The 24,731-nt window shown below is 54.8% G+C and carries 21 protein-coding genes and 1 pseudogene; 21 read left to right on the forward strand and 1 reads right to left on the reverse strand.

All coding sequences use genetic code 11. The features are described from left to right. The first annotated feature begins 95 nt into the window (after positions 1-95). Positions 96-1,298, forward strand: coding sequence for an OprO/OprP family phosphate-selective porin (locus tag K1V27_RS08700; RefSeq protein WP_258929308.1), 1,203 nt, complete (start codon positions 96-98; stop codon positions 1,296-1,298). A gap of 207 nt (positions 1,299-1,505) precedes the next feature. Here the strand turns inward: K1V27_RS08700 and K1V27_RS08705 are convergent, their stop codons facing one another. After that, entirely contained in the window at positions 1,506-2,081 is a 576-nt protein-coding gene (locus K1V27_RS08705; protein ID WP_258929309.1) for a hypothetical protein, read from the reverse strand. A gap of 436 nt (positions 2,082-2,517) precedes the next feature. Here K1V27_RS08705 and K1V27_RS08710 point away from each other — a divergent pair, with 436 nt between their 5' ends. The 20 genes and pseudogenes from K1V27_RS08710 to K1V27_RS08800 all read left to right on the forward strand — a co-directional run bounded on the left by K1V27_RS08710 (position 2,518) and on the right by K1V27_RS08800 (position 24,729). Continuing rightward, positions 2,518-2,874, forward strand: coding sequence for an NADH-quinone oxidoreductase subunit A (locus K1V27_RS08710; protein WP_258929313.1), 357 nt, complete (start codon positions 2,518-2,520; stop codon positions 2,872-2,874). Continuing rightward, complete coding sequence (locus tag K1V27_RS08715; protein ID WP_258929314.1) at positions 2,862-3,449, forward strand: NADH-quinone oxidoreductase subunit B; 588 nt, start codon at positions 2,862-2,864, stop codon at positions 3,447-3,449. The genes K1V27_RS08710 and K1V27_RS08715 overlap by 13 nt, the downstream gene beginning before the upstream one ends. Positions 3,450-3,483: 34 nt before the next feature. Then, entirely contained in the window at positions 3,484-3,966 is a 483-nt protein-coding gene (locus tag K1V27_RS08720) for an NADH-quinone oxidoreductase subunit C (protein ID WP_258929316.1), read from the forward strand. 26 nt (positions 3,967-3,992) lie between these two features. Next, positions 3,993-5,183 carry an NADH-quinone oxidoreductase subunit D gene (locus K1V27_RS08725; protein WP_258929323.1) on the forward strand — a complete coding sequence of 397 codons (1,191 nt, stop codon included), beginning with the start codon at positions 3,993-3,995 and terminating at the stop codon, positions 5,181-5,183. A 2-nt stretch (positions 5,184-5,185) separates the two neighbouring features. Beyond that, positions 5,186-6,265 carry a complex I subunit 1/NuoH family protein gene (locus K1V27_RS08730; RefSeq protein ID WP_258929324.1) on the forward strand — a complete coding sequence of 360 codons (1,080 nt, stop codon included), beginning with the start codon at positions 5,186-5,188 and terminating at the stop codon, positions 6,263-6,265. Then, positions 6,253-6,876 (forward strand): NuoI/complex I 23 kDa subunit family protein, encoded by a 624-nt coding sequence (locus K1V27_RS08735; protein WP_258929326.1) that lies wholly within the window; start codon positions 6,253-6,255, stop codon positions 6,874-6,876. The genes K1V27_RS08730 and K1V27_RS08735 overlap by 13 nt, the downstream gene beginning before the upstream one ends. Beyond that, positions 6,864-7,379 (forward strand): NADH-quinone oxidoreductase subunit J, encoded by a 516-nt coding sequence (locus tag K1V27_RS08740; RefSeq protein WP_258929328.1) that lies wholly within the window; start codon positions 6,864-6,866, stop codon positions 7,377-7,379. Before K1V27_RS08735 ends, K1V27_RS08740 begins: the two co-directional genes overlap by 13 nt. A 34-nt stretch (positions 7,380-7,413) precedes the next feature. Then, positions 7,414-7,716 (forward strand): NADH-quinone oxidoreductase subunit NuoK, encoded by a 303-nt coding sequence (gene nuoK, locus K1V27_RS08745; protein WP_258929330.1) that lies wholly within the window; start codon positions 7,414-7,416, stop codon positions 7,714-7,716. 7 nt (positions 7,717-7,723) lie between these two features. Then, positions 7,724-9,211: a monovalent cation/H+ antiporter subunit D family protein gene (locus K1V27_RS08750; RefSeq protein WP_258929331.1), complete on the forward strand. Its 1,488-nt coding sequence runs from the start codon at positions 7,724-7,726 to the stop codon at positions 9,209-9,211. Beyond that, entirely contained in the window at positions 9,208-9,465 is a 258-nt protein-coding gene (locus K1V27_RS08755) for a hypothetical protein (protein ID WP_258929336.1), read from the forward strand. Before K1V27_RS08750 ends, K1V27_RS08755 begins: the two co-directional genes overlap by 4 nt. After that, positions 9,458-11,230, forward strand: a complete 1,773-nt coding sequence (locus K1V27_RS08760; protein WP_258929338.1) for a Na(+)/H(+) antiporter subunit D — start codon at positions 9,458-9,460, stop codon at positions 11,228-11,230. The genes K1V27_RS08755 and K1V27_RS08760 overlap by 8 nt, the downstream gene beginning before the upstream one ends. After that, positions 11,227-12,816 (forward strand): NADH-quinone oxidoreductase subunit M, encoded by a 1,590-nt coding sequence (locus K1V27_RS08765; protein WP_258929340.1) that lies wholly within the window; start codon positions 11,227-11,229, stop codon positions 12,814-12,816. Before K1V27_RS08760 ends, K1V27_RS08765 begins: the two co-directional genes overlap by 4 nt. A gap of 15 nt (positions 12,817-12,831) precedes the next feature. Beyond that, the gene (locus tag K1V27_RS08770) at positions 12,832-14,298 is read left to right on the forward strand and encodes an NADH-quinone oxidoreductase subunit N (RefSeq protein ID WP_258929344.1); all 1,467 of its coding nucleotides are present in this window, start codon (positions 12,832-12,834) and stop codon (positions 14,296-14,298) included. A 100-nt stretch (positions 14,299-14,398) separates the two neighbouring features. Beyond that, the gene (gene fdhF / locus K1V27_RS08775) at positions 14,399-17,071 is read left to right on the forward strand and encodes a formate dehydrogenase subunit alpha (RefSeq protein WP_258929346.1); all 2,673 of its coding nucleotides are present in this window, start codon (positions 14,399-14,401) and stop codon (positions 17,069-17,071) included. 295 nt (positions 17,072-17,366) lie between these two features. After that, positions 17,367-18,935, forward strand: a complete 1,569-nt coding sequence (locus tag K1V27_RS08780) for a sensor histidine kinase (RefSeq protein ID WP_258929348.1) — start codon at positions 17,367-17,369, stop codon at positions 18,933-18,935. Continuing rightward, a complete protein-coding gene (locus K1V27_RS08785; protein ID WP_258929350.1) occupies positions 18,907-20,244 on the forward strand; it encodes a sigma-54-dependent transcriptional regulator in 1,338 nt (445 codons plus the stop codon). Before K1V27_RS08780 ends, K1V27_RS08785 begins: the two co-directional genes overlap by 29 nt. Positions 20,245-20,446: 202 nt before the next feature. Then, a complete protein-coding gene (locus tag K1V27_RS08790; RefSeq protein WP_258929359.1) occupies positions 20,447-22,285 on the forward strand; it encodes a sensor histidine kinase in 1,839 nt (612 codons plus the stop codon). Beyond that, positions 22,201-22,623: pseudogene (locus K1V27_RS22770) on the forward strand (potassium channel family protein); the annotation flags it as partial. The gene K1V27_RS08790 and the pseudogene K1V27_RS22770, both read left to right, overlap by 85 nt. Positions 22,624-22,822: 199 nt before the next feature. Then, positions 22,823-23,356, forward strand: a complete 534-nt coding sequence (locus K1V27_RS08795; protein ID WP_258929360.1) for a hypothetical protein — start codon at positions 22,823-22,825, stop codon at positions 23,354-23,356. A 2-nt stretch (positions 23,357-23,358) separates the two neighbouring features. Continuing rightward, positions 23,359-24,729: a TrkH family potassium uptake protein gene (locus tag K1V27_RS08800; RefSeq protein WP_258929362.1), complete on the forward strand. Its 1,371-nt coding sequence runs from the start codon at positions 23,359-23,361 to the stop codon at positions 24,727-24,729. The last annotated feature ends 2 nt before the right edge of the window (positions 24,730-24,731 follow it).

Raw genomic sequence — 24,731 nt, forward strand, 5'->3', positions numbered from 1 at the left:
TGATCTGCATAATACTACTGTCTCCTGCAGTCTTCTCAGTTGGAGCGAAGGCGCTGGACTCTTGGCCCGATGTCTCCAAAGGAGCGCAGGCAACGGTGCCACAAAGGGGCGCCGCGGGTTCGATTTCTGCCGGTGTGAAAGGGTACTGGGACAATGGATTGCATCTGCAGAGTGTTGACGACAACGTCCGTATCAAGCTTGGCGGCAGACTGCAGGTGGACGGTGGCACTATCTGGGCTGATCGCCGGCTGGACAGAAACTATCCCGATTTTACGGGCGCCAGTGCCGAGCTCCGTCGTTTCTGGGTAGAAGTTGCAGCAACGTTTTGTGATCGGGTGCATGCAAGGTTACAATTTGATTTCACTGACGCTCCCGCCATCCAGGATGGCTATGTCATTATCCACAAAATTCCTGCACTGGGCCGTTTGTTGCTGGGACAGGTCAAAGAGCCGTTTTCCCTCGAGCAGTTGATCAGCAATGTCAACACCACCTTCATGGAGGTTTCTCTGCCGACCGACGCCTTTGCTCCAGCCCGAAACCCGGGACTGGAAATCTCCGACAGCGCTCTCGCTGAACGCATCACATGGGCGGTGGGCGGCTTCTGGGACGTCGGCTCACTTGATCTCGGAAACATGTCGCGTGTGTTGCAGGGGGGCAGCGGCGTCAACCTTACCGGCAGGATAACGGGCCTGCCATGGTACGGCCAAAAAGGTCGCAAGCTCTTACATCTCGGTCTCAGTTACAGTCACCAGTTGCGCATCGACGACCTGCTGCAGGTGGGCACTCAGCCGGAATCCGATCTTTCCGGGGACATGCTGGTGGAGACCCCCCAATTCCAGGCCGACCAGGTAGACCTGGTCGCTGCCGAATTGGCCGTCGTGTATGCTGGATTATCTTTGCAGGCTGAATTATTTCAGCATATTGCACAGGTCCCCGAAACCCATTGGTTGTGGGGCTATTACCTTTATTTGAGTTACTTCCTGACAGCAGAAAATCGTCCCTACGACACCGCGAAAGGAATTTTTTCCACGCTGCAGCCGCGCCGCAGCTTCAACCCCTTAAACAACTCCTGGGGGGCGTGGGAAATCGTCCTGCGCTATTCCTACCTGGATCTCAACGACACCGGTATTAGCGGTGGAAGAGAAAGCAATATCACCTCAGGCCTCAACTGGTATCTCAACGACAATGCGCGCTTGATGGTCAACTACGTTCATGCCGACGTGTATGACCGCCATTTGCCGACCATTGGCCATGGCAATGCGGACATCGTGCAAAGCCGCTTCCAAGTCTTTTTTTGAGGGGTGTCGGTCATCCAGTGAGGGATGCTGCCCGTCCGGATTGCAGCCTTCGCCGGGATGATAGTCGTCGTCCAGTTCAACAACAACCGCCCTGCTGAGGTTCTAAGGTCCATGTAGGACAAAAGCGGACAAGACCATCAGACCAATTCTTACGGCAGTATCAGAACACTCCCGATATACGTCTCATCCTGCACATGTGAGCCGGCCTCACAATTCATAACGCAGGCCGAAGCAGAGGGAATTGAATGCACCATGGACGCCGTCGAACAGCCCAAACATGCCGGATCTATGGTGGATCCTGGTGATGAGGCTCCAGCGGGGCAATTGCGGGAGCCCGAAGGTCAATTCAAACATGAGATAATTGAGCACCTGGGCGGTATTGCCGTTGCGCCTTTCCTTTTCAAACTCGGGGACTTCGGTGGCCACCGAAAGCCCGTCGCCCACCGCAAAGGTGGTTTGCAGGTGGTTGTTCCAGGGGAAATCCAGCCAGCGGGCAATGACGAGGGCATCAAATTCGGCATTCTCCTGCCTCCCGAAATATTTGACCACGATCCCTTCGACTTCAAATCGGAGCTTGTCCCTGTAGGTGTAGAGGCCCCTTTCTACCGCCAGGGCCAGCAGGTACACATTCTTGAAATCCGCCTGGAAGGTTAACATCTCGCCCAAATCGCTGTCGGCTCCCTGGCCTCCATAAAGGGTCAGATACCATTTGTTTTCCGCTGCCGCCGGCCGTGCGGAAAGGATCAGGGCCAGCACTGTTAATGAAAGCACAAATTGCCGCATGAGCACCCCTCCCATTTTGTGGTTGTCTGCCTTCCCTTGAAACTGTTTGCTCGGTATATGAGATCCCGGTGTTGTCGATAGGTGCTGGTCAAATTACCGAAAAGTCCGAGGGAAACCAAGCGAAAAATATCACAACCTGAAGATGATGGTGCGCGTGCGGCATGTCCGGAAAGAAGGGGTGGTAACATACCCTGCAAGGGATCGATCCTGCGGTTCTCTGATGGCCCCATGGCGGCAGTATCATACAGCCGCCTGCGACAGCCATCCGGCGGCGCGTTATAGGCGGTCGATGTGCCGGCTGAAAAAAATTTCTCACGCGTTAGTGAAAGTTTTCTCTTCCATTAATCGCCATCTTGTGGTAGTGGTGCTTCCCGAAATACAAAATTCACAGACATTCTACGCCCAACGTTAACATCTTCAAGAGCGGACCAAGACTATGAGTGAATACATCCATGTGTTGATAATGCTCGTTTTGGCGGCGGCCACAGCCGGTGGGATGCTGGTCGCGACCAGTCTGATCGGCCCCAAGAAGTCCTTCATCGACAAGATGGAACCGTTCGAATGTGGTGAAAGCCCCATCGTATCGCCCAAGCTGCGGTTTTCCGTCAAATTTTATCTGGTGGCGCTGTTTTTTGTGATTTTCGACATCGAAGCGGTGTACGCCTACCCGTGGGCCGTGCTCTTCAAGGAGCTGGGCCTGTTCGGTTTCATCGAAATGATGATTTTTCTGACCATTTTGGCCATTGGCCTGATTTACGTGTGGAGAAGGGGAGCATTGGAATGGGATCGATAAAGGGCAGATTGGGCGCCCTTCGCAGAAGCGGTCAAGAGCTGCTCGATTCGGGAGAAGCCGAACGTCTGCTGGGCGGCAGCGTATTGTTCACCAAGGTGGAGTCGGTGGTCAATTGGGCACGAAAGTACTCTTTTTTCCTCTACCCATTTGTAACCGCCTGCTGCGGCATGGAGTTCATGTCCGTGGCGGGGCCGAAATATGACCTCGACCGATTTGGCGCCGCATTGCCGCGCTTCTCGCCGCGCCAGGCGGATCTGCTGATGGTGGTCGGTACCATCAGCCATAAGCAGGCGCCTGTCCTGGTCAAGGTTTACAACCAGATGACCGAGCCCAAATGGGTTTTTGCCTTCGGCGTCTGCGCCGTTTCAGGCGGATTTTATGACAACTATGCAACCGTCCAGGGCATCGATACCCTCATCCCGGTCGATGTCTATGTGCCGGGTTGTCCACCTCGCCCTGAAATGGTCATTGACGGGCTGATGAAGCTGCAGGAGAAGGTCGCCCAGGAGCGTTGGTCGGACTGGCCGCGCGGTGCGGCGCCGGTGACCGACGAGGCCAAGCTTACCGAGTGTTGAAAAACATCGTTAAACCCCTAGGAAGTGTTCGTTTATGGATGCAAGTGTGACTTTACAGAGACTGACCGAGCGGTTTGGAGACTCGATCCTCGAGACCCATTCCTACCGGGGAGATGATACCGCGGTGGTGAAAAAAGAAGACATCGTCGCCCTATGCACGTTTCTGAGAGACGATGGCAAGCTTCTTTATAATTTCATGATGGATCTCACCGCGGTGGACTACCTGGGCAGGGAACCTCGCTTTGAAGTGGTGTATCATCTGTACTCGCTGAGGTACAACCGGAGGGTGAGGATCAAGGCAGGGGTGCCCGAGTCCGACTGCAGCATCGATTCCATCGTGCCCGTATGGATCGCTGCCGACTGGTTTGAACGAGAAGTTTTCGACTTGTACGGAATAGCGTTCAACGGGCATCCTGATCTGCGCAGGCTTTTACTGTACGAAGGGTTTGAAGGGCATCCCCTGCGCAAAGATTATCCGGTAAAGAAGCGCCAGCCCCTGATCGGGCCGATCAATTAACCCACCAGCGAGTCGTTGTTAGAGTCATGTCTGAAATAGCCAAAGATCTTCATACCGAACACATGGTGATCAACATGGGTCCCTCCCACCCGGTGACCCATGGAACCGTCAAATTTCTGGTGACCCTGGATGGAGAGACCATCGAGGACCTGAAGGTGGAAATCGGGTACCTCCACAGAGGGTTCGAAAAGATGTGCGAGAGTGGCACGTGGTATCAGGTGTTCCCTTATACCGATCGGTTGAACTACGTCTCGCCGCTCATCAACAACGTGGGTTATGCGCTGGCGGTGGAGAAGCTCATCGGTATTGATGTGCCCGAGCGGTGCAAATACGTCCGGGTCATTGCCTGCGAACTGTCACGCATCGCCGACCATATGACCAATGTCGCTGCAGGCGGTCTGGAACTGGGTGCATTCACGGCCTTTCTCTATTTTGTCGAAGCGCGCGAACTGGTCTGGGACTTGATCGAAATGCTGTGCGGAGCGCGCGTGACGACCAATTACGTGCGGATCGGCGGGCTCAAGAATGATCTTCCCGACGGGTTCAAGCAAAAGACGCTGGAGGTCTTCAAGCGCTGTCGGGTTCTGTGGAGCGATGTGAATAAGCTGCTCACCAAGAACCGGGTATTCATCGACCGTGTGCGCGATGTCGGCACGATGCCGGCCGAGGAAGCCATCGCCTACGGGTTTACCGGCCCCTGCCTGCGGGCCTGCGGGGTGCCCTACGATGTGCGCAAGGCCAACCCGTATCTGGTTTACGACCGCATGGACTTTGAAGTCCCCATTGGAGAAACCGGTGACAATTTCGACAAGTACCTGGTGCGCATGGAGGAGATCAATCAAAGCATGCGCATTGTGGAGCAGGCGCTGGAGCAGCTTCCGGGCGGGCCCATAAACGTCGACATGCCCTACTATAGGTGGCAGTCGAAAGACGACATCTATAACAGGATCGACTCTTTGATATTTCATTTCAAGACCGTGATCGAGGGCATCAAGCCGCCTCCCGGCGAAGTGTATCTCGCCGTCGAAAGCGGCAATGGTGAGCTCGGATTCTATCTTGTGAGTGATGGGAGCGGCAAGCCTTACAAATGTAGAGTAAGACCTCCGTGTTTTCCTCTCACCGCCGCAATGCCAAGGATGATGAAGGGGAGGCTCATCGCCGATATCGTCCCCACCTTTGATATGATCAACATGATCGGCGGAGAATGCGATAGATAACCATGGTTGCAGATCTTATCGAGTCGGTAGCAAAGATTGTATTCATATTCAGCATCAACCTGGGATTTTTTGCCCCCATTTTGGGCTGGGTGGAACGCAAGCAGAGTGCGGTCATGCAGGACAGAATCGGAGCGAACCGCGCCAACATCGGTAAATTCACCATCATTGGACTTTTCCATCCGATCGCGGATGCCGTCAAGGTGCTCACCAAGGAAGACTTCGTTCCCGCCGGTGCCAATAAGTTTTTCCATACCCTCGCTCCTTTCATATGTCTGGTTCCCGCCATCGCGACCTTTTCCGTCATCCCATTTGGTGGGCAATACGAGTTATTCGGCCACCACGTCAATCTGGTCATCGCCGACCTGGATGTGGGCATTCTTTTCGTCTTCGCCCTGACCTCACTTGCCACCTTCGGAGTGGTTCTGGCCGGCTGGTCTTCGCGCAGCAACTGGTCCCTTTTGGGGGGGCTGCGCGCCTCGGCGCAGATGCTCTCCTATGAAGTGGCCATGGGGTTGGCGATCATCGGCATCATTATGGTCTTCGGTACCCTGAAGCTGAGTGAGATCGGAGCGATGCAGGAAAACTTCCTGCACTGGGGCATCTTTATTCAACCGCTCGGTTTCATTCTTTTCTTCACCTGTGCTGTGGCCGAGAACAAGCGGGTTCCGTTCGACGTCCCCGAGGCGGAATCGGAGCTGGTAGCGGGATATTTCACGGAATACAGCGGTCTCAAGTTCGTCATGTTCTGGATGAGTGAGTTCCTGGAGATCGTCACTATCAGCGGCATTCTCACCACACTCTTTCTGGGCGCCTGGCATATCCCGTTTGTGACCGATGCCATGCTCCTTTCTTTCTTTCAGTTTGCCGGGCCCAACGGGGCAACCATTCTTGCGATGCTCGTCAATATTGCCACCTTTTTTGCCAAGGTGATCTTTTTTATATGGCTGCAGATGACCATTCGATGGACGCTTCCGCGTTTTCGATATGATCAGGTGATGAGATTGTGCTGGAAGATGATTCTTCCGCTTTCCCTCATCAACATCTCAATAACCGGGTTGGTTCTCTTATTATGGATAAAATGACACAGTTCGATGGAAAAGGTTCTCAGGTAACGGTTGGCGTCCCGGCTGGCAGGCTGAAGCCCAAACGGGTGAGGAGAAACCTCGATCTTACCCTGTGGGAGAAACTGTATGTTTTTGAGATCATTCGGGGAATGTACGTCACCACCAAACATTTTGCCTTGAACATGCTGGGATTTGTGCTTCCTCCCCGCGGCAAGAAGAGGAGCGTCTTCACCGTCTATTACCCGGACGAGAAGGTTGTGCTTCCCCCTGCTTATCGGGGCCGGCCCGTTTTGGTGATGCGTCCGGATGGAACGGAAAGGTGTGTGGCGTGCGGGTTGTGTGAGACGGCATGTCCCGGCCATGCCATTTCCATCGTCGGGGCAGAGAGAGAAAACGGCGAGAGATACCCGTTGAGCTATGTTCTGGATATGACCCGCTGCGTGTATTGCGGCTTTTGCGAGGAAGTCTGCCCGAAGGAGGCGATTGTGATGAGCTCCGAGTACCAGGGATTGGCGGAGACCGACCGGAGCCGCATGCGCTATTCCAAAGAGCAGCTTTTAAGGTCCGAGGAAAGTGTCAAGGGGCGCATAGAATATATCAGGAGGATCTACTCCAAATGCAATTATTGATGTTTTACCTACTCGGATTGGGCGCTGTTGTGGCGGCGCTGATTATGGTCACCAATAAGAGGCCTGTGCGCGCCGCCATGAGCCTGATTGCAACCATGTCGTTTCTGGCCGGTCTGTATGTGCTCCTCGACGCGCACCTGATCGCTGCGCTGCAGTTGATCGTGTACGCGGGAGCCATTATGGTGCTGTTCCTTTTCGTGATCATGCTCCTCAACATCGAGGAGAAGGAAGGACGGCTGGCCGGCAGTGCACTGTTGTGGCAAATGATCGCCATCGCGGTGGTCGGGTTGGTGTTTGTGTTGATGGTGAGTGTGGTCAAGTTGAGTGACAACGTTGTGCCGCTGGGAGAGGCGGCTGCTCTATTCGGCACCACTAGAGCCGTAGGGAAGATGCTCTTCACCGAGTACCTGTTGCCCTTCGAAATAGCCTCGGTGTTGTTGCTCGCAGCGATTGTCGGTGCGGTTATCCTGGCCAAGAGACGGATTGATGATTCGGATCAATGAGCTCTCTTACTTTCCGGATCAGGGAATGTAGCCTATGGTTTCACTGAATTCTTATCTGATTTTGGGCGCCATGCTTTTTTCAATCGGCGCGGTGGGCGTGTTCACGCAGCGCAATGCACTGATCATTTACATGTGTATCGAGTTGATGTTGAACGCGGTGAATTTAACTCTTGTTGCGTTTTCACGATTCCTGAACAACTTGGACGGCCATGTGTTTGTGTTTATGATCATGACGGTTGCTGCGGCGGAAGCTGCGGTGGGGCTGTCCATCATCATTTCACTGTTTAGAAACAAGCCTACCGTTAATGTGGATGACATCAATTTAAGCAAAGGTTAATGAAGACGTGGAAACGATTGTATCCATAAAACCGGTTCTTGCTGTGCTGAGCTCTCTTCTTGCGGTGCCTTTGATCTTGAGGACGGGAGATCGCCCCAACCTGCGTGAGTTTTGGTCGATACTCGCCGGGGTCATCAAGTTCTCAATCGTCATATCGATGGCGCCCGCCATTTTATCCGGTCACACCATCGAGTACACTCTCGTCACGTTTTTCCAGGGGGTTTCCATCAAGTTTCGGGTGGATGCTCTGGGCATGGTGTTCGCCACGGTTTCTTCCTTCTTGTGGATTGTCACCACCTTCTATTCCATCGGTTACATGCGCTCCAACAAAGAGCAATCACAGACAAGATACTACACCTGCTTTGCCATCAGTCTCGCGTCTGCCGTCGGGGTGGCCTTCTCGGGGAACCTAGTGACTCTGTTCGTGTTCTATGAATTTCTCAGCCTTGCCACGGTCCCCCTGGTGGGTCATAAGGAAACGCCTGAGGCGATCGAGGGGGCAAGGAAGTACTTCCTGTACTTGCTCAGCCTGTCGAAGACCTTGCTGTTGGCGGCCATCATCATCGTTTTTGTGGTAACCGGTACGACGGACTTCCAAAGCGATGGGCTGTTGAGTCAACATGCGGCGACACCGCTGCTGTTCGTGGCGTTCTTTTTCTTCCTGTACGGGTTTGCCAAGGGTGCGGTCATGCCGCTGCACAACTGGCTGCCCTCGGCGATGGTGGCTCCGACTCCGGTCAGCGCCCTGCTGCATGCGGTGGCCGTTGTTAAAGTGGGTGTGTTTTCGATTCTGCGGGTTGTTTTTCATGTCTACGGGGTAGACATGATGACCAGCCTCAATCTTGGGGTCACCGCGGCCTACGTGGTCTCATTCACCATTATTGCGGCCTCGGTGATTGCGCTCACCAAGGACAACCTCAAAGCCAGGCTGGCCTATTCCACCGTGAGCCAGCTCTCCTACGTGATCCTTGGGGCGGTGCTGCTGACGCCGAGCGGGATGGTGGGCGGCATCGTGCATATTGCCAATCACGCCTTCTCCAAGATAACGCTCTTCTTTTGTGCCGGCTCGTTGTACACGGCTGCACACAAAACCGAGGTGAGCCAGCTGTCCGGCATCGGCAAAAAAATGCCGTGGACCATGGCGGCGTTTTTCATCGGGTCCCTCAGCATGATCGGCGTGCCCATTGCGGCAGGATTCGTCACCAAGTGGTATCTCGCTGTAGGTTCCATCGAGGCACACCAGATACCCATTCTGATGGTGCTGCTGGCGAGTACGGTGTTGAATGCCGCGTACTTTCTGCCGATCACTTACAAGGCGTTTTTTCAGAAAGAGGATCATTCGGAGGCAGCGGAACATGGTGATCATGACCACCACGAGGAGATCCGGGAGATTCCCATGGTGGTGGTGCCGCTGGTGCTGACGGCCATCATTTCATTGGTGATAGGCATTTATCCAAACTATTTCCTAAGTCTCGCGCAGGAGGTGATCCGATGATCAAGAGGATCGTCCTTTATATCGGCGACCCGGCCAATGCAAAGACCTTGAGGCGGCTCGGGTACCTGGCACTGGCGGTGGTGTTCGTGGCCGATTTTCTAGTCCATCGTGCACATGCCGAATACATATGGGACAAGATACCCGGTTTTGGCGCGTTCTACGGTTTTGTTTCCTGCGTTTTGATCATTGTGGTCTCCAAATTTATCGGGCATCAATGCGGTATCATGCAGGACGAGGATTATTACGATGATTGATTGGTTACACCCGTCGATATACTACATTTTCGGTGCGCTGCTCATTCCCTTTCTGCGCGGCAGGGTGCAGCGGGCTTACCTGATGCTCATCCCGGTGCTGGGCGTGGCGACCGTCCTCTCCATGTCCCCTGGAAGCTTCTGGCACTACAAGTTTCTTGGTGTGACAATGACGTTCGGTGCGGTGGACAAGCTGAGCATCGTTTTTGCCTACGTCTTCACCATCATGTCCTTTATCGGCATTGTCTACGCGCTGCATGTGGATGACTCGGGGCAGCACGTCTCCGCCTTCCTGTACGTCGGTGGATCCCTGGGGGTGACCTTTGCCGGAGATTATTTCACCCTGTTTGTCTTCTGGGAACTGATGGCATTTGCCTCGGTCTACCTGGTCTTTGCCCGGCGCCAGAAGGCTTCCATCAAAGCGGGATACCGCTATATCCTGGTGCATATGTTTGGCGGCGTTTGTCTGCTGGGTGGTATCATTTTGCACTACCTGGGGACGAAATCCATCACCGTGGGGCCTGTGGCGCACGACGGCAGCCTGGCGTTCTATCTGATGCTTACCGGAGTCATATTGAACGCTGCTGTGCCGCCGTTGCATGCATGGTTGACCGACGCCTATCCGGAAGGCACCGTGACCGGCTCTGTCTTCATGTCGGCCTTCACGACAAAAACGGCGGTATATGTACTGGTTCGAGTTTTCCCGGGAACCGAACTGCTGGTCTGGCTGGGGACCATCATGGCCCTCTACGGAGTCGTTTACGCCGTGCTCGAGAATGATTCGAGGCGTCTGCTGGCCTACCACATCATCAGTCAGGTGGGCTACATGGTGGCGGGTGTCGGGATTGGCACGGAGCTCTCGTTAAACGGTTCGGTTTCCCACGCTTTTGCTCACATCCTCTACAAGGGCCTGCTCTTTATGGGGGCTGGTGCCGTGATTCATATGACCGGCAGGAGCAAGCTGACGGAACTGGGCGGGTTGTACAAGACCATGCCGATCACACTGGTGCTGTACATGGTTGGCGGGTTTGCCATCTCGGCTTTCCCTCTGTTCAGCGGTTTTGTGAGTAAGTCCATGGTGGTGGCCGGTGCCAGCCACGATCACTGGCCGGTTGTGGCGCTGCTTCTGACCATGGCTTCCGCCGGTACATTTTTGCACACCGGGCTGAAGCTTCCCTACTATATGTTCTTTGGCAAGGATTCCGGAATTGAAGCCAAGGAGCCGCCTCTCAACATGCTTATTGCCATGGGCATGGCGGCCTTTTTGTGTATCGGCATCGGTGTTCTGCCCGGACCGCTCTATGACCTGCTTCCCTATCCGGTGCATTTCGCACCGTATACCGGCGAACACGTGACTAACTCGCTGGGTATCCTGCTGTTCACCGGTTTAGGATTCTTCATGCTGTTGCGCAAACTCGATCCCGAGCCGACCATCAGCATCGACACCGACTGGGTGTACCGCAAGGGCAGCCGTGTGTTCATGTGGCTCGCACGCAAGCCGATTGCCGAAGGGGACACCTATGTGGGGGACCTGTACAACACTTTTTTTAGCAAATACACCTTGAGTATCTCGAATTTCTTCGCGCGCGTGGTCGATTTGCGCGGTATCGACGGAATTGTCAATGGAGTCGCCGGGTTTTTCATCTCGCTTGCGGGCACCATTCGGGTGTCCGCCACCGGTCTGGTGAGAAATTATGCGGTTACGATGCTGGTTGGCGGCGTCGCAATCGTCAGTTATTACCTTCTAACATTCTTGATGAGACTATGATGAATTCACCGAATTTTCCGATCCTGTCCGTAATCACGTATTTGCCGCTGCTGGGAATTCTGGTGATTTGCCTGATCAACAGCAAGCGACACGACCTGATACGATGGGTGGCGTTCCTCACCGCCGCCGTTACCTTCCTGGTTTCACTACCGCTGTACTTTCGGTTTGACGCCGGCACATGGGAAATGCAGTTCGTCGAGAATATCCCGTGGATCAGCCAGTACGGAATCAGCTACCACATGGGGGTGGACGGCATTAGTCTGCTGCTGGTACTTCTGACCACATTCCTTTCCGCCCTCGCTATCCTGTCCACCTGGTCGGCTGTGGATAAGGGTGTGAAAGGCTACATGATCTCGCTTCTGTTCCTGGAAACGGGCATGGTCGGTGTGTTTTGCGCGCTGGATTTTGTTCTCTTCTACGTGTTCTGGGAAGTGATGCTCATTCCCATGTATTTCATCATCGGCATCTGGGGAGGGCCGCGCAGGATCTATGCGGCGGTGAAGTTCTTCATTTACACCATGAGCGGCAGCGTGCTCATGCTTGTGGCCATACTGGTGCTGTTTTTCACCCATTATCATGCCACCGGCATCATGACCTTTGACATCTTGACCTATCATCGCTTCGGTCTGCCGGCCAACATGCAGTTCTGGTTGTTTCTGGCCTTTTTCCTTGCCTTTGCCATCAAGGTGCCCATGTTTCCCTTCCATACATGGCTTCCCGACGCGCATGTCGAGGCTCCCACAGCCGGCAGCGTGATTCTGGCCGGAGTGCTGCTGAAGATGGGAACTTATGGGTTCCTGCGATTTGGACTGCCCATTTTTCCTCAGGCAAGCGTCGATTTCATTCCCGTCATTCTAATTCTGTCGGTGATCGGAATCATTTACGGAGCAATGGTCTCATTGGTCCAGGACGACATCAAGAAGCTGGTGGCCTACTCCAGTGTCAGCCACCTGGGCTACTGTATGCTGGGGATGTTTGCCCTGAACCTGGAAGGCGTCAAAGGGAGCATCCTGCAGATGATCAACCACGGGTTGAGCACCGGGGCGCTCTTTATGATCGTCGGCATGCTCTACGAACGCCGCCATACGCGGCTTATTTCCGAATATGGCGGGGTTATGAAAGTGATGCCCGTCTTTGCTACGCTGTTCCTGCTGGTAGCTTTTTCGTCCATGGGAGTGCCCGGCCTGAACGGGTTCATTGGCGAGCTGCTGATCCTCATCGGGGCATTCAAGGCCTCCCTTGGCTACGGTCTGCTGGCGACCATCGGGCTGGTGCTCGGAGCGGTCTATCTGCTCTGGATGTACAAGCGCGTCATGTATGGCCGCATCACCAAGGAAGAAAATAAGAATCTGCGTGATATGACGGGGCGGGAATATGCCTATCTGGTTCCCATTATTGTATTCATCGTATGGATCGGGGTGTATCCAAAACCGTTTTTGGACAAAATGGATGTGTCTGTTCAGCATTTGCTGGAAGTCATGGGTCAGCAGCGGACGGTGATGCTGGACGTGCCGGAGCATAGCGAGTTGCGCGCCACTCATGCAATGAACAACTATGAACAGTATGCAGCGGATCAAGGGCGATAAATTATGGAACAGGTAATGAGTACAATCAATTTGAGCGCCATTTACCCGGAAATCATCTTGACGTGTTTTTCGCTGTTGATTCTCTTGATGCAGTCCTTTTCCACTCCCCGCTTCAAGGAATATTACGGCTATGTGAGCCTGGTTGGGGTTCTCGCTGCGCTGGCGTTCGTTGTCATGGAGCCGTCGAGCTTCTTTGCTCAGACGGTTGTCTATTCCTTTAACGACATGTGGGTGGTGGACAACTATGCGCGATTTTTCAAGTTGATTTTTCTGCTCGGCACCGGTCTGACGATTCTCATTTCCATGAAGTATCTGGAAGATGAAGCGATGCAGTACGGCGAGTACTTTGCGCTGATTCTGTTTGCCACCATCGGAATGATGATCATGGCCAGTGCCGGGGAATTGATTACCCTGTTCCTGGGTCTCGAGCTGATGTCCCTATCCCTCTATGTTCTGGCGGGATATACCCGGGTGCGCATGGTTTCCAACGAGGCCGCATTAAAGTATTTCATACTGGGTTCCTTCGCCACCGGCTTTCTGCTGTACGGCATTGCCTTAATCTACGGTTCGACAGGGACCACCTCCATCAGGGCCGTGGCCGCATCCGTCGGCAAGTACGGATTGTACAGTCCGGGCTTGGTTATGGGAATGGCGATGCTGGTGGTTGCCTTCGGGTTCAAGGCGGCCTTGGTGCCCTTCCATATGTGGACGCCGGACGTATACGAAGGGGCACCTGCACCGATCACGGCATTCATGTCTGCGGGACCCAAGGCGGCCGCCTTCGCCGCGTTTGCTCGGGTTTTCATGGAGGGGCTGCCCGCACTGCAAATGGAATGGACCTGGCTCATCTGGATCATGGCGGCGCTGACCATGACGATCGGCAACGTCATCGCTCTGGTGCAGGACAACATCAAGCGCATGCTGGCTTATTCGAGCATCGCCCATGCCGGTTATGTGCTGGTGGCTTTCCTCGCTGCAGGGGAACTGGGGATCAGCAGCGTTCTCTACTACCTGCTCACCTATACCTTCATGAACATCGGGGCATTTGCCATCATCACCGCTCTGAGCGGCAGAGGGGAGCCAAGGGTTTTTGTTCGGGACTACCAGGGTCTTGGTTTTCAGCACCCCTTCGCCGCAGTGGCCATGAGCCTTTTTCTCTTCTCCCTGGCCGGTATCCCGCCGACAGGCGGTTTCATGGGCAAATTCTACATCTTCTCCGCGGCCGTCAAGGAAGGCTACATCGGTTTGGCGGTCATTGGAGTTGTCAACAGCGTGGTCTCGGTTTACTATTATCTGCGCGTGACGGTGGCGATGTACATGGAAGAACCGTCGTCAGTGAGAGAAGCGGAGGCCGCTGCGCCGATCTTCTCGCCCGCCCTGGTCATCGCCATCTTCATTTCAGCTTACGGAGTGTTGAGCTTAGGACTCTTCCCTTCGAGCTACGTTGCAATCGTCAAGCAATCCTTTCTCGCGCTGCAATGAGTGGATGAACATCACGGGGAAGTCGATTCGTCACCGGGGATGCTGATCTGAGGTATAGAGCGGGAATCAATTTTTCGTAAACGAACAAAGGCGAACCAATATGAATACCATTCAACTGACAATCGACGGCAGGGAAATCGCTGCCAAAGAGGGCGATACCGTACTTCAGGCGGCAAGGAGCGCGGGCATCAGGATCCCGACCCTGTGCTACCACGAGCGGTTGAATCCCATAGCCTCCTGCGGCATGTGCTACGTTGAAATCGGCGGATATTCCGAACCCGTGCAGTCGTGCGCTACGCCTGTTGCACCAGGGATGGATGTGGTTACTCAATCTGAGGTCCTCACGGACATGCGCAAGGAGTCGCTCCAGCGGCTCTTGCTGCATCACCCGCTGGACTGCCCCATTTGCGACAAGGCCGGGGAATGCAGGCTGCAGGATCTGGTGTTTGAATACGGGATCCATGCCGATGAGTTGCAGCCTCCCGCAAAGCCGCGCGAAGTGGTGTATGCGACGTCGTTGATCAAGTATTGGCCGGATCGCTGCGTGCTGTGCCTGCGGTGTGTCACCGCCTGCAAGGAGGTGAAGGGGGTTTGCGCCCTGGGAGTGGCGGAAACGGAAGGCAGGCGTCATCTGGAATTTTATCCGGAGAGGTGCGTTTCCTGCGGAGAATGTCTGCAACTCTGCCCGGTGGGGGCACTCACGGAAAATCTCAGTCCCACCAAAGGAAGAGCCTTTCTCGTGAACAAGGTGCCGACCACCTGTACCTACTGCGGATGCGGCTGCCAGATGGAGTTGAGCGTACTCGACAACCGGGTGGTGGACGTGAAGGGCAAGGACGACGCGGGTGTCAATCAAGCCAGCTTGTGCGTTAAGGGACGTTTCGGCTACGAATTCATCAGCAGTGACCAGCGCTTGACAAAGCCACTCGTCAAAAAGGACGGCGAGTTCCAGGAGGTCGATTGGGATCAGGCCATAAGAGTGGTTGCGCGCAGGTTCAACCAGGTCAAAAAAGAGCACGGCGCGGATGCCATCGGCGGCTTCTCCTCGGCCCGTTGCACCAACGAGGACAATTATCTGTTTCAAAAATTCATGCGCGCGGTGATCGGTACCAACAATGTGGATCACTGCGCTCGTCTCTGACACTCCTCGACGGTGGCAGGGCTTGCCGCCACGTTTGGTAGTGGAGCGATGACCAATCCTCTCAAGGATGTATTGAATTCCAAGGTCATTCTTGTTACGGGCACCAACACCACATCCAATCATCCGATTATTGCCAACTACATCCACGAAGCGGTCACCAAGCATGGGGCCAAGTTACTTGTGGTCGATCCGCGCCGGATCAAGCTGGTGGACATCTGCCACACCTGGCTGCGCCCGCGGGTGGGGACCAATGTGGCCTGGATCAATGGCTTGATGCATGTGATCATTAGCGAAAACCTGCAGGCCCAGTCCTACATCGACGAGCGCACTACGGGCTTCGAAGAGCTCAAAAAGTGTGTGGCCAAGTATTCCCCCGATTATGTGGCCAAGATCACCGGCATCCCGGAAAAGGATCTGATTGCTGCGGCGCGCCTGTACGCGACGGAGACCCCCGGCTCTATTCTCTATGCCATGGGTATCACCCAGCACACGAGCGGCACCAACAACGTCAAGAGCCTCGCCTCACTGTCGATGCTGTGCGGCAATGTGGGAGTCGCCGGAGGTGGAGTAAATCCATTGCGTGGCCAGAACAACGTCCAGGGCGCGTGCGACATGGGCGGTCTGCCCAATGTCTTTACCGGCTACCAAACGGTGACGGATGAAGCGGTCCGGGAAAAGTTCGCCAAAGCATGGAACGTTGCTACTCTTCCCGATAGGGTGGGGATGACCGTTACCGAGATGACGGCGGCCGGCGGAGAAGCGATCAAGGCCCTGTACATCATGGGTGAAAACCCGATGCTGAGCGATGCCGATATTCATCACGTGGAGAAGAATCTGCAGGCGCTCGATTTCATGGTGGTACAGGATATTTTCCTGACAGAGACCGCCAGGCTCGCCGATGTGGTTCTGCCGAGCACCTGCTTTGCCGAAAAGGAGGGAACTTTCACCAATACCGAGCGCAAGGTGTTGCGCGTCCGCAAAGCGGTGAACGCTCCTGGAGAAGCGCTCGAGGATTATCGGATCATTTCGGCAATTGCCAGGCAAATGGGCTACGCGATGGAATATGCCGACGCCTCCGAGATAATGGCGGAAATCAACAGACTTACCCCGAGTTATGGCGGGATCACCTATGAGCGGCTTGAGCAGGGCGGCGTGGTCTGGCCCTGCCCGACGCTTGAGCACCCGGGCACGCCCATCCTGCATATTAACAAGTTCGCCCGGGGAGAAGGGGTCTTTTTCCCCATCGAGTATCAGCCGTCAGCCGAGCTGCCCGATGACGAATATCCCTTTGTGTTGACTACGGGGCGTGTGTACGAGCACTATCACACCGGGACCATGTCGCGCAAAGGTAGCGCTTTGAATCGGCTGTACCCGGAAGCGCTGGCGGAGATCAATGTGGAGGATGCCAGGAATCTCGATGTGGCCGACGGCGAATACGTCAACATCGTCTCGCGGCGGGGCAGCCTCAAGATCAAGGCGGCAGTTTCCGATATCACGGACCGCGGCGTGGCGTTCGTACCGTTTCATTTCTATGAATCGGCCGTGAACAAACTGACCAACAGTGCCCTCGATCCCGTGTCGAAGATACCGGAACTGAAAATCTGCGCGGTCAAGATAGAAAAGGCTGCCTAGAACGAATTCCCGGTTCTTTCAGGCCGGGTTTTCGTCGCACACCCGGCGCGACGAAACCCGGCACCTGCCACACTTGGTGAGAACAGCATCGATGCAAACCTGAGATTTTCCGCCAACCGGTGCAGGCTCTCCCCTGACCCCGCGCCCGGCCCCAGAGCGGCAAGCCATGCGAAAATGTTAGCGGTTGCCTTTGGAACTCTTTCATTCGCCGGTTGCTTCTGGTACCTTCTGTTCGCGCGAACATTCGCACCACCAGCATGACACTGCCTGATTTGCATCCGATGGGCCCGGCACAATGAGCGACGACCACGTCAGTCCTTTCGACAATGTGCGGTTTTCACTGCGCCTGAAGATCTTTCTTATCGCCATGATCCCGGCCGGCATTCTGCTCTTCGCCATCCTGCAGAATTACCTCCACCTCAATTCGCTGGGGCAAAGTGCGCAACTGATCCTCTCGGAAAACTACAAAAGCATCCAGGCAGCCCATGAAATCAGGGCGCATATCGACAAGGCTCAAAACGACATTCTCTCGCTGTTATTCCTGCATCGACAAGGACCCGGTGCTGCATCCGACTCTGCGAGAAGGATTTTAGACCTGCTCGGAATCTGCCGGGCGAACATCACCGAGCCAGAGGAAGAACCCATTATTGCAGCACTGCACGCGACCCACAGGCGCTACCAGGCTTTGGTTGAGCGGTTGTCGGGTTTGCCGCGGCCCGGCAGGCAGACCGAATCCTACGCGATCTATTACAATTTCATCGCTCTTATCGGCGAATTTAATGCCGCTTTGAACCAGCTTGTTGCCATCAATGAAAAAGCCATGGAAAGGGCGGATCTGCGGACGCAGGAATTCGCCGGCCACGCTCTCAAGTTTTCCATGGTGCTGCTCATATCCGCAATTCTGTTCGCGGTCATTCTCAGTTATCTGTTGTCCCTGAAGATCTCTCGCCCACTCACCAGTCTCGCCCGCGGCATTGCCGACATCAGGGAAGGCAGCGGCGACTACCCGCGATTTGTCGTCACCACTCAGGATGAGATCGGTTATTTGACTTCAGAATTCAACCGCCTGCTGGATCGACTGAAACATTACGACCAGCTCAGCGCCGACGAGTTGATGGCGGAAAAACTGAAGGTACGCCAGGCGGAAGAAGCCAAGGCACGATTCATTGCTGACCTCTCCCATCAGCTCAAGACGCCGATGACTTCACTTGCCATGAGCATCAACATCCTTGCCGACAAGCTTCAGGGGGTTTTCGAGGCGCGATATGAGCGGCTCTTGCAGACCGCCAAAGAAGACTGTACGAGGCTCTCGACGCTGATCACCGAACTGGTCGATGCGGCTAGACTGGACGCCATAGGGAAGCCGCCCAGCAAAGAACTGCTCCGTTTGGATGAAATCGTTGGGGAGTGCATCAAAGTTCTCCAGCCTCAGGCGGATGAAAAGAATATTCGGCTTGAAACGGAATTACAACCTGACCTGCCGCCGGTGACCATCGATTCACTGAGATTCCCCTGGGTGCTCACCAACCTGCTGGGCAACGCCATCCGTTATAGTCAAAGGGGAGACAAAGTAGTTTTGTGTGCGAGCAAGGTCGGGGATCGGTGTTATTTTCAATGCATCGACGCCGGAACCGGAATCGATGAAAAATATCTCCCTCGAATATTCGACCGGTTCAGCCAGTTCTCGAACCGAAAAAGCCGTGATACCATTGGGTTGGGTCTTGCCATAGTGAAGGAGATCATTCAGCAGCATGGAGGCGACATAAGAGTGGAAAGCCGCGTGGGTAGAGGAACCACCTTCACCTTCTGGATTCCTTTTGGGACGGAGCAAAGCGATGACCAAAGTGCTGGTAGTGGACGATGATGAAAACATCCTGACCACGCTGCAGATTCATCTGGAGGATCTTGGCCTGGCGGTGTCTCTGGCCCGTTGCGGCAGGGAGGGAATCGAAATCTTTCGTAGGCTTCAACCGGAAATCGTGTTGCTTGACCTGAAGCTTCCCGACATGGATGGCATGGACGTTTTGCAAGAGCTGTCGACGGCCGGGGCGAAGAGTTTTGTAGCGGTGATCACGGCCTATGCTACTATCGATACGGCTGTGCAGGCGATCAAGCTGGGCGCCTTCGACTACCTGCCAAAACCCTTCACTCCTGCACAGGTCTCTCACCTCATCGAGATGATCAATAGAGTCCGGGGGCTCGAGTCCGAGGTTCAAACTCTCAAGGAGAAGCTGAAGGGCGTCCTGCAGGAGGGCGATTTTATCACGGCCAGCCGCAATGTGCGAAGTATCCTGCGAACGGTCAGGCAGGTGGCCGATTCCGATGCGAACATTCTACTCAGCGGCGAAAGCGGCACGGGCAAAGGGGTTCTTGCCCGGCTGATCCACTCCTGGAGCCCTCGCAAGGACGGCCCGTTCATCACCGTGGACTGCGCTGCGCTGCAGGAAAATCTGCTCGAAAGCGATCTTTTCGGACACGTGAAGGGGGCCTTCACGGGAGCCATTCGGGACAAGGTGGGCAAGCTGGAATTGGCCAATGGCGGCACCGTCTTTCTGGATGAGGTGTCGGAAATGTCACCTGCCGTTCAGGCCAAGTTCCTGCACTTTCTGCAGTACAGAGAGTTCGAGAGGCTCGGAGATGTGCGCACCATCCATGTGGATCTGCGGGTAATCGCCGCCACCAACCGCGAACTGGAAGAACGGGTGCAGGAAAAGCTTTTCCGGAAGGATCTTTTCTACCGGCTCAACGTGGTGGAAATTTTCATGCCTCCTTTGCGCGAGCGGCCTGAAGATATCCCCCTGCTGGCTGAACATTATTTGTCCTTATTTGCAAAGCAAAACAATAAAAATGTCAGCAGGATAACAGAGCAGGCCAGGGACAGCTTGCGCGCCTATCCGTGGCCGGGCAATATTCGCGAACTGATCAACGTCATCCACAGGGGAACCATCTTGTCGCGTGACAAATGCCTCAGCATCGAGGACCTTCCCCAGCACATTGCACATTACAGGGCCTCTGCGCAGCATGGCGAAGAACTGGCGAGCCTTGCCGATATCGAGCGCCTCCATATTCGGAAAGTGCTGCTGCACACGACCTCACTCGAAGAAGCGGCCCAGGTGCTGGGCATTGATCCGACCACTTTGTGGCGCAAGCGCAAAAAATACCAACTCGATTAGTCCTTGCATTCTGCAGGACGCATTCCCTGCATTTTGCACGATAGTCCCCCGCAAAACCTCCCCCCACTCCCTCATCAAACCACTATTATCCAGTAATTTCAAAGGATTCGCTTTTTGGCACAAAATATGCCCTCCATCGCAAGCGGCTCTCGAGATTGGGCCGACCATCCAAAGACATGGAGTGAGAAAAGGATTGGCTTCCATGACCTGGACTTTGCGCAGAAAAATCCTTTCGGGCTATGGTCTGTTTTTGTTCCTCATCGTCATCGTCATTGCCTGGGCGATAACCGACCTGCTCCGTCTCGGGCGTGCAAGTGACGCCATCTTGAGTGAGAACTACCAAAGCATTCTGGCGGCGGAGCATATGATCAACTCCATAGAGCGGCAGGACAGTGCAATCCTGCTGGTGCTGCTGGGCTTCAGCCAGGAGGGATTGAATCAGTTTCGTAATAATGAAAGCCAATTTTTGCAGTGGCTGGGCAGAGCCAAAGACAACATCACCATCGAAGGAGAAGGCGCGATACTCGAGCGTATAGACAGAGGTTATGCTTCCTACCTGGTCTACTTTTCTCAGCTTCGGTCGACGTCAACGGATACTTCCCGGGAAGGGACAGCCTTTTATCACGCAACGGTCCTTCCCACCTTCAAGGCGGTACGGGACTCCTGTGACAGCCTGCGTGAACTCAACAGCGAGACCATGTTCAACGCCAGTGCGCGAGCCACCCGCATTGCTCGAAAGGCCACCGTCTCCATGGGAATCTTTGGTGCATTGGCAGTCGTAACCGGGTTTGGATTCAGCTTGCTGCTTTCGAGCATCATTGCAAAACCGCTCAAATCGATGATGGAGGCTACTCGGGAGCTGGCCGACGGGCGCTACGACGTGCAGGTGAGGACCAATTCGTCGGATGAGCTGGGGCATCTGGCGCAGGAATTCAATGCCATGACACGAAAACTCAAGGCTTATCATGAGCTCAACATAGGCGAAATCGTCACGCAGAAGCGCAAGAAGGCTGCGATCATCCGCAGTATTGATGACGGCATCATCGTTATCGATGCCGATCTGAAGGTTAGCGACATCAATCCGGCTGCATTGCGAGCTTTGGCGACCGACAGCGAACAAGCACTGAACAGGCATTTCCTGGAAATCGTCAAGCATCAGCCACTGCTCGACCATGTGCGCCAATGCATGGAGTCGGGTGAACCCCCGGTAATTCAGGAGGGCGAGGATATTCTTTCCCTTCGTCAGGCACAAACACAGCGTTATTTTCAGTTTTCCATCACGCCCGTCCATGTGGGGGCCGACTCAATGTCCGCAGCGGTGCTGGTGCTGCGCGATGTGACGCGGCTCAAGGAGCTCGATCGACTCAAGACCGAATTTGTCATGGCTGCTTCCCACGAACTGCGCACCCCTTTGACGAGCATGGGCATGAGTATCGATCTACTACTGGAAAACGCCGGACAAAAGCTCGATGACAAGGAACAACGGCTGCTCCGGGTAGCCCATGAAGAACTGGAGCGACTGAAGGCTTTGGTCAGCAACCTCCTCGATCTGTCGAAGATAGAGGCGGGAAAGATGGAAATGGATTTGGAGTTTGTTGCCCCACAGCTGCTGTGCAGCAAGGCTGTGGCCGTGATGAAGCCCCAGGCGGATGAGAAAGAGATTGAAGTTGCCCTCGAATCCGCTGAAGGGGTGCCGGATGTGCGGGCTGATGCCAATAAAATCACCTGGGTTTTGACCAACCTCATCTCCAATGCGCTGCGCTACACTGAGCCGGGCGGATATGTGCACCTGCTGGTGGAACAGGTGGGGCCTCAGGTTCACTTCGGTGTCCGCGACAATGGGAACCTGATGGTCGCCCAGATTGCCAAGAAAATCTTTAAGGTACCCCAGGTGATGGCGCGCGTCTTCGACCCGAAGCGCGCACAGGTCTACCGGGACTTCGGAATCGAGGGCATATGCCCTATAACCGTTGCAGGGGACGTGTTTCTGGGATCGTATGCAAAACCAGAGAAGTCCTTCGGCAGGGGAGAGCTCCTGTGAAAATAGTCATCGTGGGGAGGGAAAAGCTGGTCTATTTTTTGGCACGCCTGTTTTCCTCCAAGGGCCACAATGTCATCATCATCAATCACGATCAGCGGGAGTGCACTCGACTTGCGCGTCGTCTCAAGAGCACCATCGTGCATGGCGACGGCAGTGACTTGGCGATTCTGCGCGAAGCCGGGGCGCACAGTGCCGACGCTTTGCTGGCAGCGACCACCAAGGATGAAGACAACCTGGTCATGTGCCAGTTGGCTTGCTTTCATTTTGGAGTGCCGCGTACATTGGCGCTGGTCAATGATCCCGACAATGAAGAAGTGTTTCAACGGCTGCACATCTCGAGTGCCCTCTCCATCACCAGACTCATCGCTAGTCTCATCGAACAAAAGACGGATTATGACGACATCATCAACCTGATCCCTGCGGGCGAGGGTAAGCTCAATGTCACTGAAGTCCTGCTCAAGGAGTCCTCTCCAGTGCTCGGGAAACCGGATTCTGCTTTATACATCTGTTGCCGGCTTTGCGTCGGGCAGCTTGAACGTGGTCACGAGCCCCATCGCCTGTCTCAACGAACTGACGCATCAGCCCTTCGATCTGGCGGCGGTCGCCTTCCATGCTACCAGCCTCAAAGAGCGCAAAGCCCTGGTGGAACTCTGTTTGGTTGTGCGCAAGAACCCGCACTCGGCAAACACCCTCCTGACCTGTTTGGTGGCGGGCAAACACCGAGTCTTGCTGGAGAGCCTACAGGACGCAGGGGTTGCTCACGTCATGCTGCTGGAATCCCTGGACGATTCCCTCGCGGGGCGCCTGCAATGCTTCGTTGAAAATCGTACGGGAGCGTTCGCCACAGACAATGTTCTTGCCGAGATTTGTCCGTATATCCATTACGTTCCCATCAGTCGTCGGCGTGAAATCCTCTACTGCCGCGCCTATCGAGATCGCCTGGTGCTGGGGCCGCATCTGTTGAATCTCTATTGCGAAACGCGCACCTTCAGTGACTGCCCCTATTACAGGCAACCCAAATTTGCCAAAAGACCCCGGGGCCAGCAAACGAGAAACCCTTGGAATACATGATCATGCCTCAGCCGATCGTTGCACGCATACAGAACATTCATCCGGCAAAACTGGTCCTGATGAGCTATTTGGCCGTGATTGCGGCCGGCACGGCCCTTTTGACACTCCCATGCGCCACCGCGTCCGGCACCATCGCATGGCATGACGCCTTGTTCACCGCGACTTCCGCCGTCTGTGTCACCGGCCTGGTGGTAGTGGATACCGGTACCTACTTCACCCTGTTCGGCCAGCTGGTGATCCTCACCCTCATCCAGTTCGGCGGGCTCGGGATCATGACCTTTACGGTGACGGTTTTCCTCACCATGGGCAGGAGAGTTCCCCTGAAACAGCGCATGATCATGCAGGAGACTTTTGCCCACACCCCGCGCGCAGACATCTTTCAACTGACAAAGGCCATTTTTGCCTTCACCTTTGCTGTTGAGTTGTTGGGTGCCTTGCTGCTGTGGCTCATTTGGCTGGAAGAATTCGCCTTTCCCACAGCGCTCTATCACGCTTTATTTCATTCCGTATCCGCCTTCTGCAACGCAGGTTTTTCTTTGTTCCCAGGGAGCTTCGTTGGTTATCGGGGTGCGTTGCCCCTCAATGCGGTCATTTGCAGCCTGATCGTGCTTGGTGGTATCGGCTTTCCGGTGGTCTATGAAATCCAGCTCAGGATTTCCGGGCAGGGACGCAGGAACAAAGTGAGCGTGCAGTTGCGCGTGGTTGTGTTGACCACGCTGATTCTGATCATGGCGGGCGCGGCGCTCCTGCTTTGGAGTGAATGGCATTACGCCCTCAAAGCCTATTCGTTCGGGGACGGTTTGCTCATTGCACTGTTTCAATCCATTACCTGCCGCACCGCCGGATTCAACACCATCGATATTTCCAGCTTACGCAATGCCAGCCTGGCCCTGATGATTTTTCTCATGTTTGTTGGAGCTTCCCCGGGTTCCTGTGGCGGTGGAGTCAAGACCACCACCCTCGCACTCCTTGGCGCCTTTACCTGGAGTCGGCTGCGCGGCCGGTTTCGCGTGAATATGTATCACAAAAGCATTCCTGCCGAGACCGTAACCAAAAGCGTCTCCCTGGTTTTACTCGCTTTTGGTCTCATTTGTGGAGTCTTCTTCCTTCTGCTGTTGACCCATCCGGTTGGTTCCAGCCTCATCGTCGAAAGGACTCAATTCATTGAGATTCTGTTTGAAGTGGTGTCGGCATTCGGGACCGTCGGGCTTTCCATGGGGGTCACTGCGGACTTGAGTGTATCTGGTAAGTTATTGATTATCTTAATGATGCTGATTGGCAGAGTGGGTGTTTTCACTTTTGCCTATGTGATCGCCGGTACCGAAGCGCGCGCGGGCGTCCAATACGCCGAGCAGAACCTTATGATCGGCTAAGG

The organism is Desulfoferrobacter suflitae (assembly GCF_022603395.1).
Lineage (GTDB): Bacteria > Desulfobacterota > Syntrophobacteria > Syntrophobacterales > Syntrophobacteraceae > Desulfoferrobacter > Desulfoferrobacter suflitae.

What these genes read in the sequence shown, in the direction of transcription:
- K1V27_RS08705 (WP_258929309.1), bottom strand. Translation starts at nt 2,081, where the DNA reads ATGCGGCAATTTGTGCTTTCATTAACAGTGCTGGCCCTGATCCTTTCC.
- K1V27_RS08710 (WP_258929313.1), top strand. Translation starts at nt 2,518, where the DNA reads ATGAGTGAATACATCCATGTGTTGATAATGCTCGTTTTGGCGGCGGCC.
- K1V27_RS08715 (WP_258929314.1), top strand. Translation starts at nt 2,862, where the DNA reads ATGGGATCGATAAAGGGCAGATTGGGCGCCCTTCGCAGAAGCGGTCAA.
- K1V27_RS08720 (WP_258929316.1), top strand. Translation starts at nt 3,484, where the DNA reads ATGGATGCAAGTGTGACTTTACAGAGACTGACCGAGCGGTTTGGAGAC.
- K1V27_RS08725 (WP_258929323.1), top strand. Translation starts at nt 3,993, where the DNA reads ATGTCTGAAATAGCCAAAGATCTTCATACCGAACACATGGTGATCAAC.
- K1V27_RS08730 (WP_258929324.1), top strand. Translation starts at nt 5,186, where the DNA reads ATGGTTGCAGATCTTATCGAGTCGGTAGCAAAGATTGTATTCATATTC.
- K1V27_RS08735 (WP_258929326.1), top strand. Translation starts at nt 6,253, where the DNA reads ATGGATAAAATGACACAGTTCGATGGAAAAGGTTCTCAGGTAACGGTT.
- K1V27_RS08740 (WP_258929328.1), top strand. Translation starts at nt 6,864, where the DNA reads ATGCAATTATTGATGTTTTACCTACTCGGATTGGGCGCTGTTGTGGCG.
- nuoK (WP_258929330.1), top strand. Translation starts at nt 7,414, where the DNA reads ATGGTTTCACTGAATTCTTATCTGATTTTGGGCGCCATGCTTTTTTCA.
- K1V27_RS08755 (WP_258929336.1), top strand. Translation starts at nt 9,208, where the DNA reads ATGATCAAGAGGATCGTCCTTTATATCGGCGACCCGGCCAATGCAAAG.
- K1V27_RS08760 (WP_258929338.1), top strand. Translation starts at nt 9,458, where the DNA reads ATGATTGATTGGTTACACCCGTCGATATACTACATTTTCGGTGCGCTG.
- K1V27_RS08765 (WP_258929340.1), top strand. Translation starts at nt 11,227, where the DNA reads ATGATGAATTCACCGAATTTTCCGATCCTGTCCGTAATCACGTATTTG.
- K1V27_RS08770 (WP_258929344.1), top strand. Translation starts at nt 12,832, where the DNA reads ATGAGTACAATCAATTTGAGCGCCATTTACCCGGAAATCATCTTGACG.
- K1V27_RS08780 (WP_258929348.1), top strand. Translation starts at nt 17,367, where the DNA reads ATGAGCGACGACCACGTCAGTCCTTTCGACAATGTGCGGTTTTCACTG.
- K1V27_RS08785 (WP_258929350.1), top strand. Translation starts at nt 18,907, where the DNA reads ATGACCAAAGTGCTGGTAGTGGACGATGATGAAAACATCCTGACCACG.
- K1V27_RS08790 (WP_258929359.1), top strand. Translation starts at nt 20,447, where the DNA reads ATGACCTGGACTTTGCGCAGAAAAATCCTTTCGGGCTATGGTCTGTTT.
- K1V27_RS08800 (WP_258929362.1), top strand. Translation starts at nt 23,359, where the DNA reads ATGCCTCAGCCGATCGTTGCACGCATACAGAACATTCATCCGGCAAAA.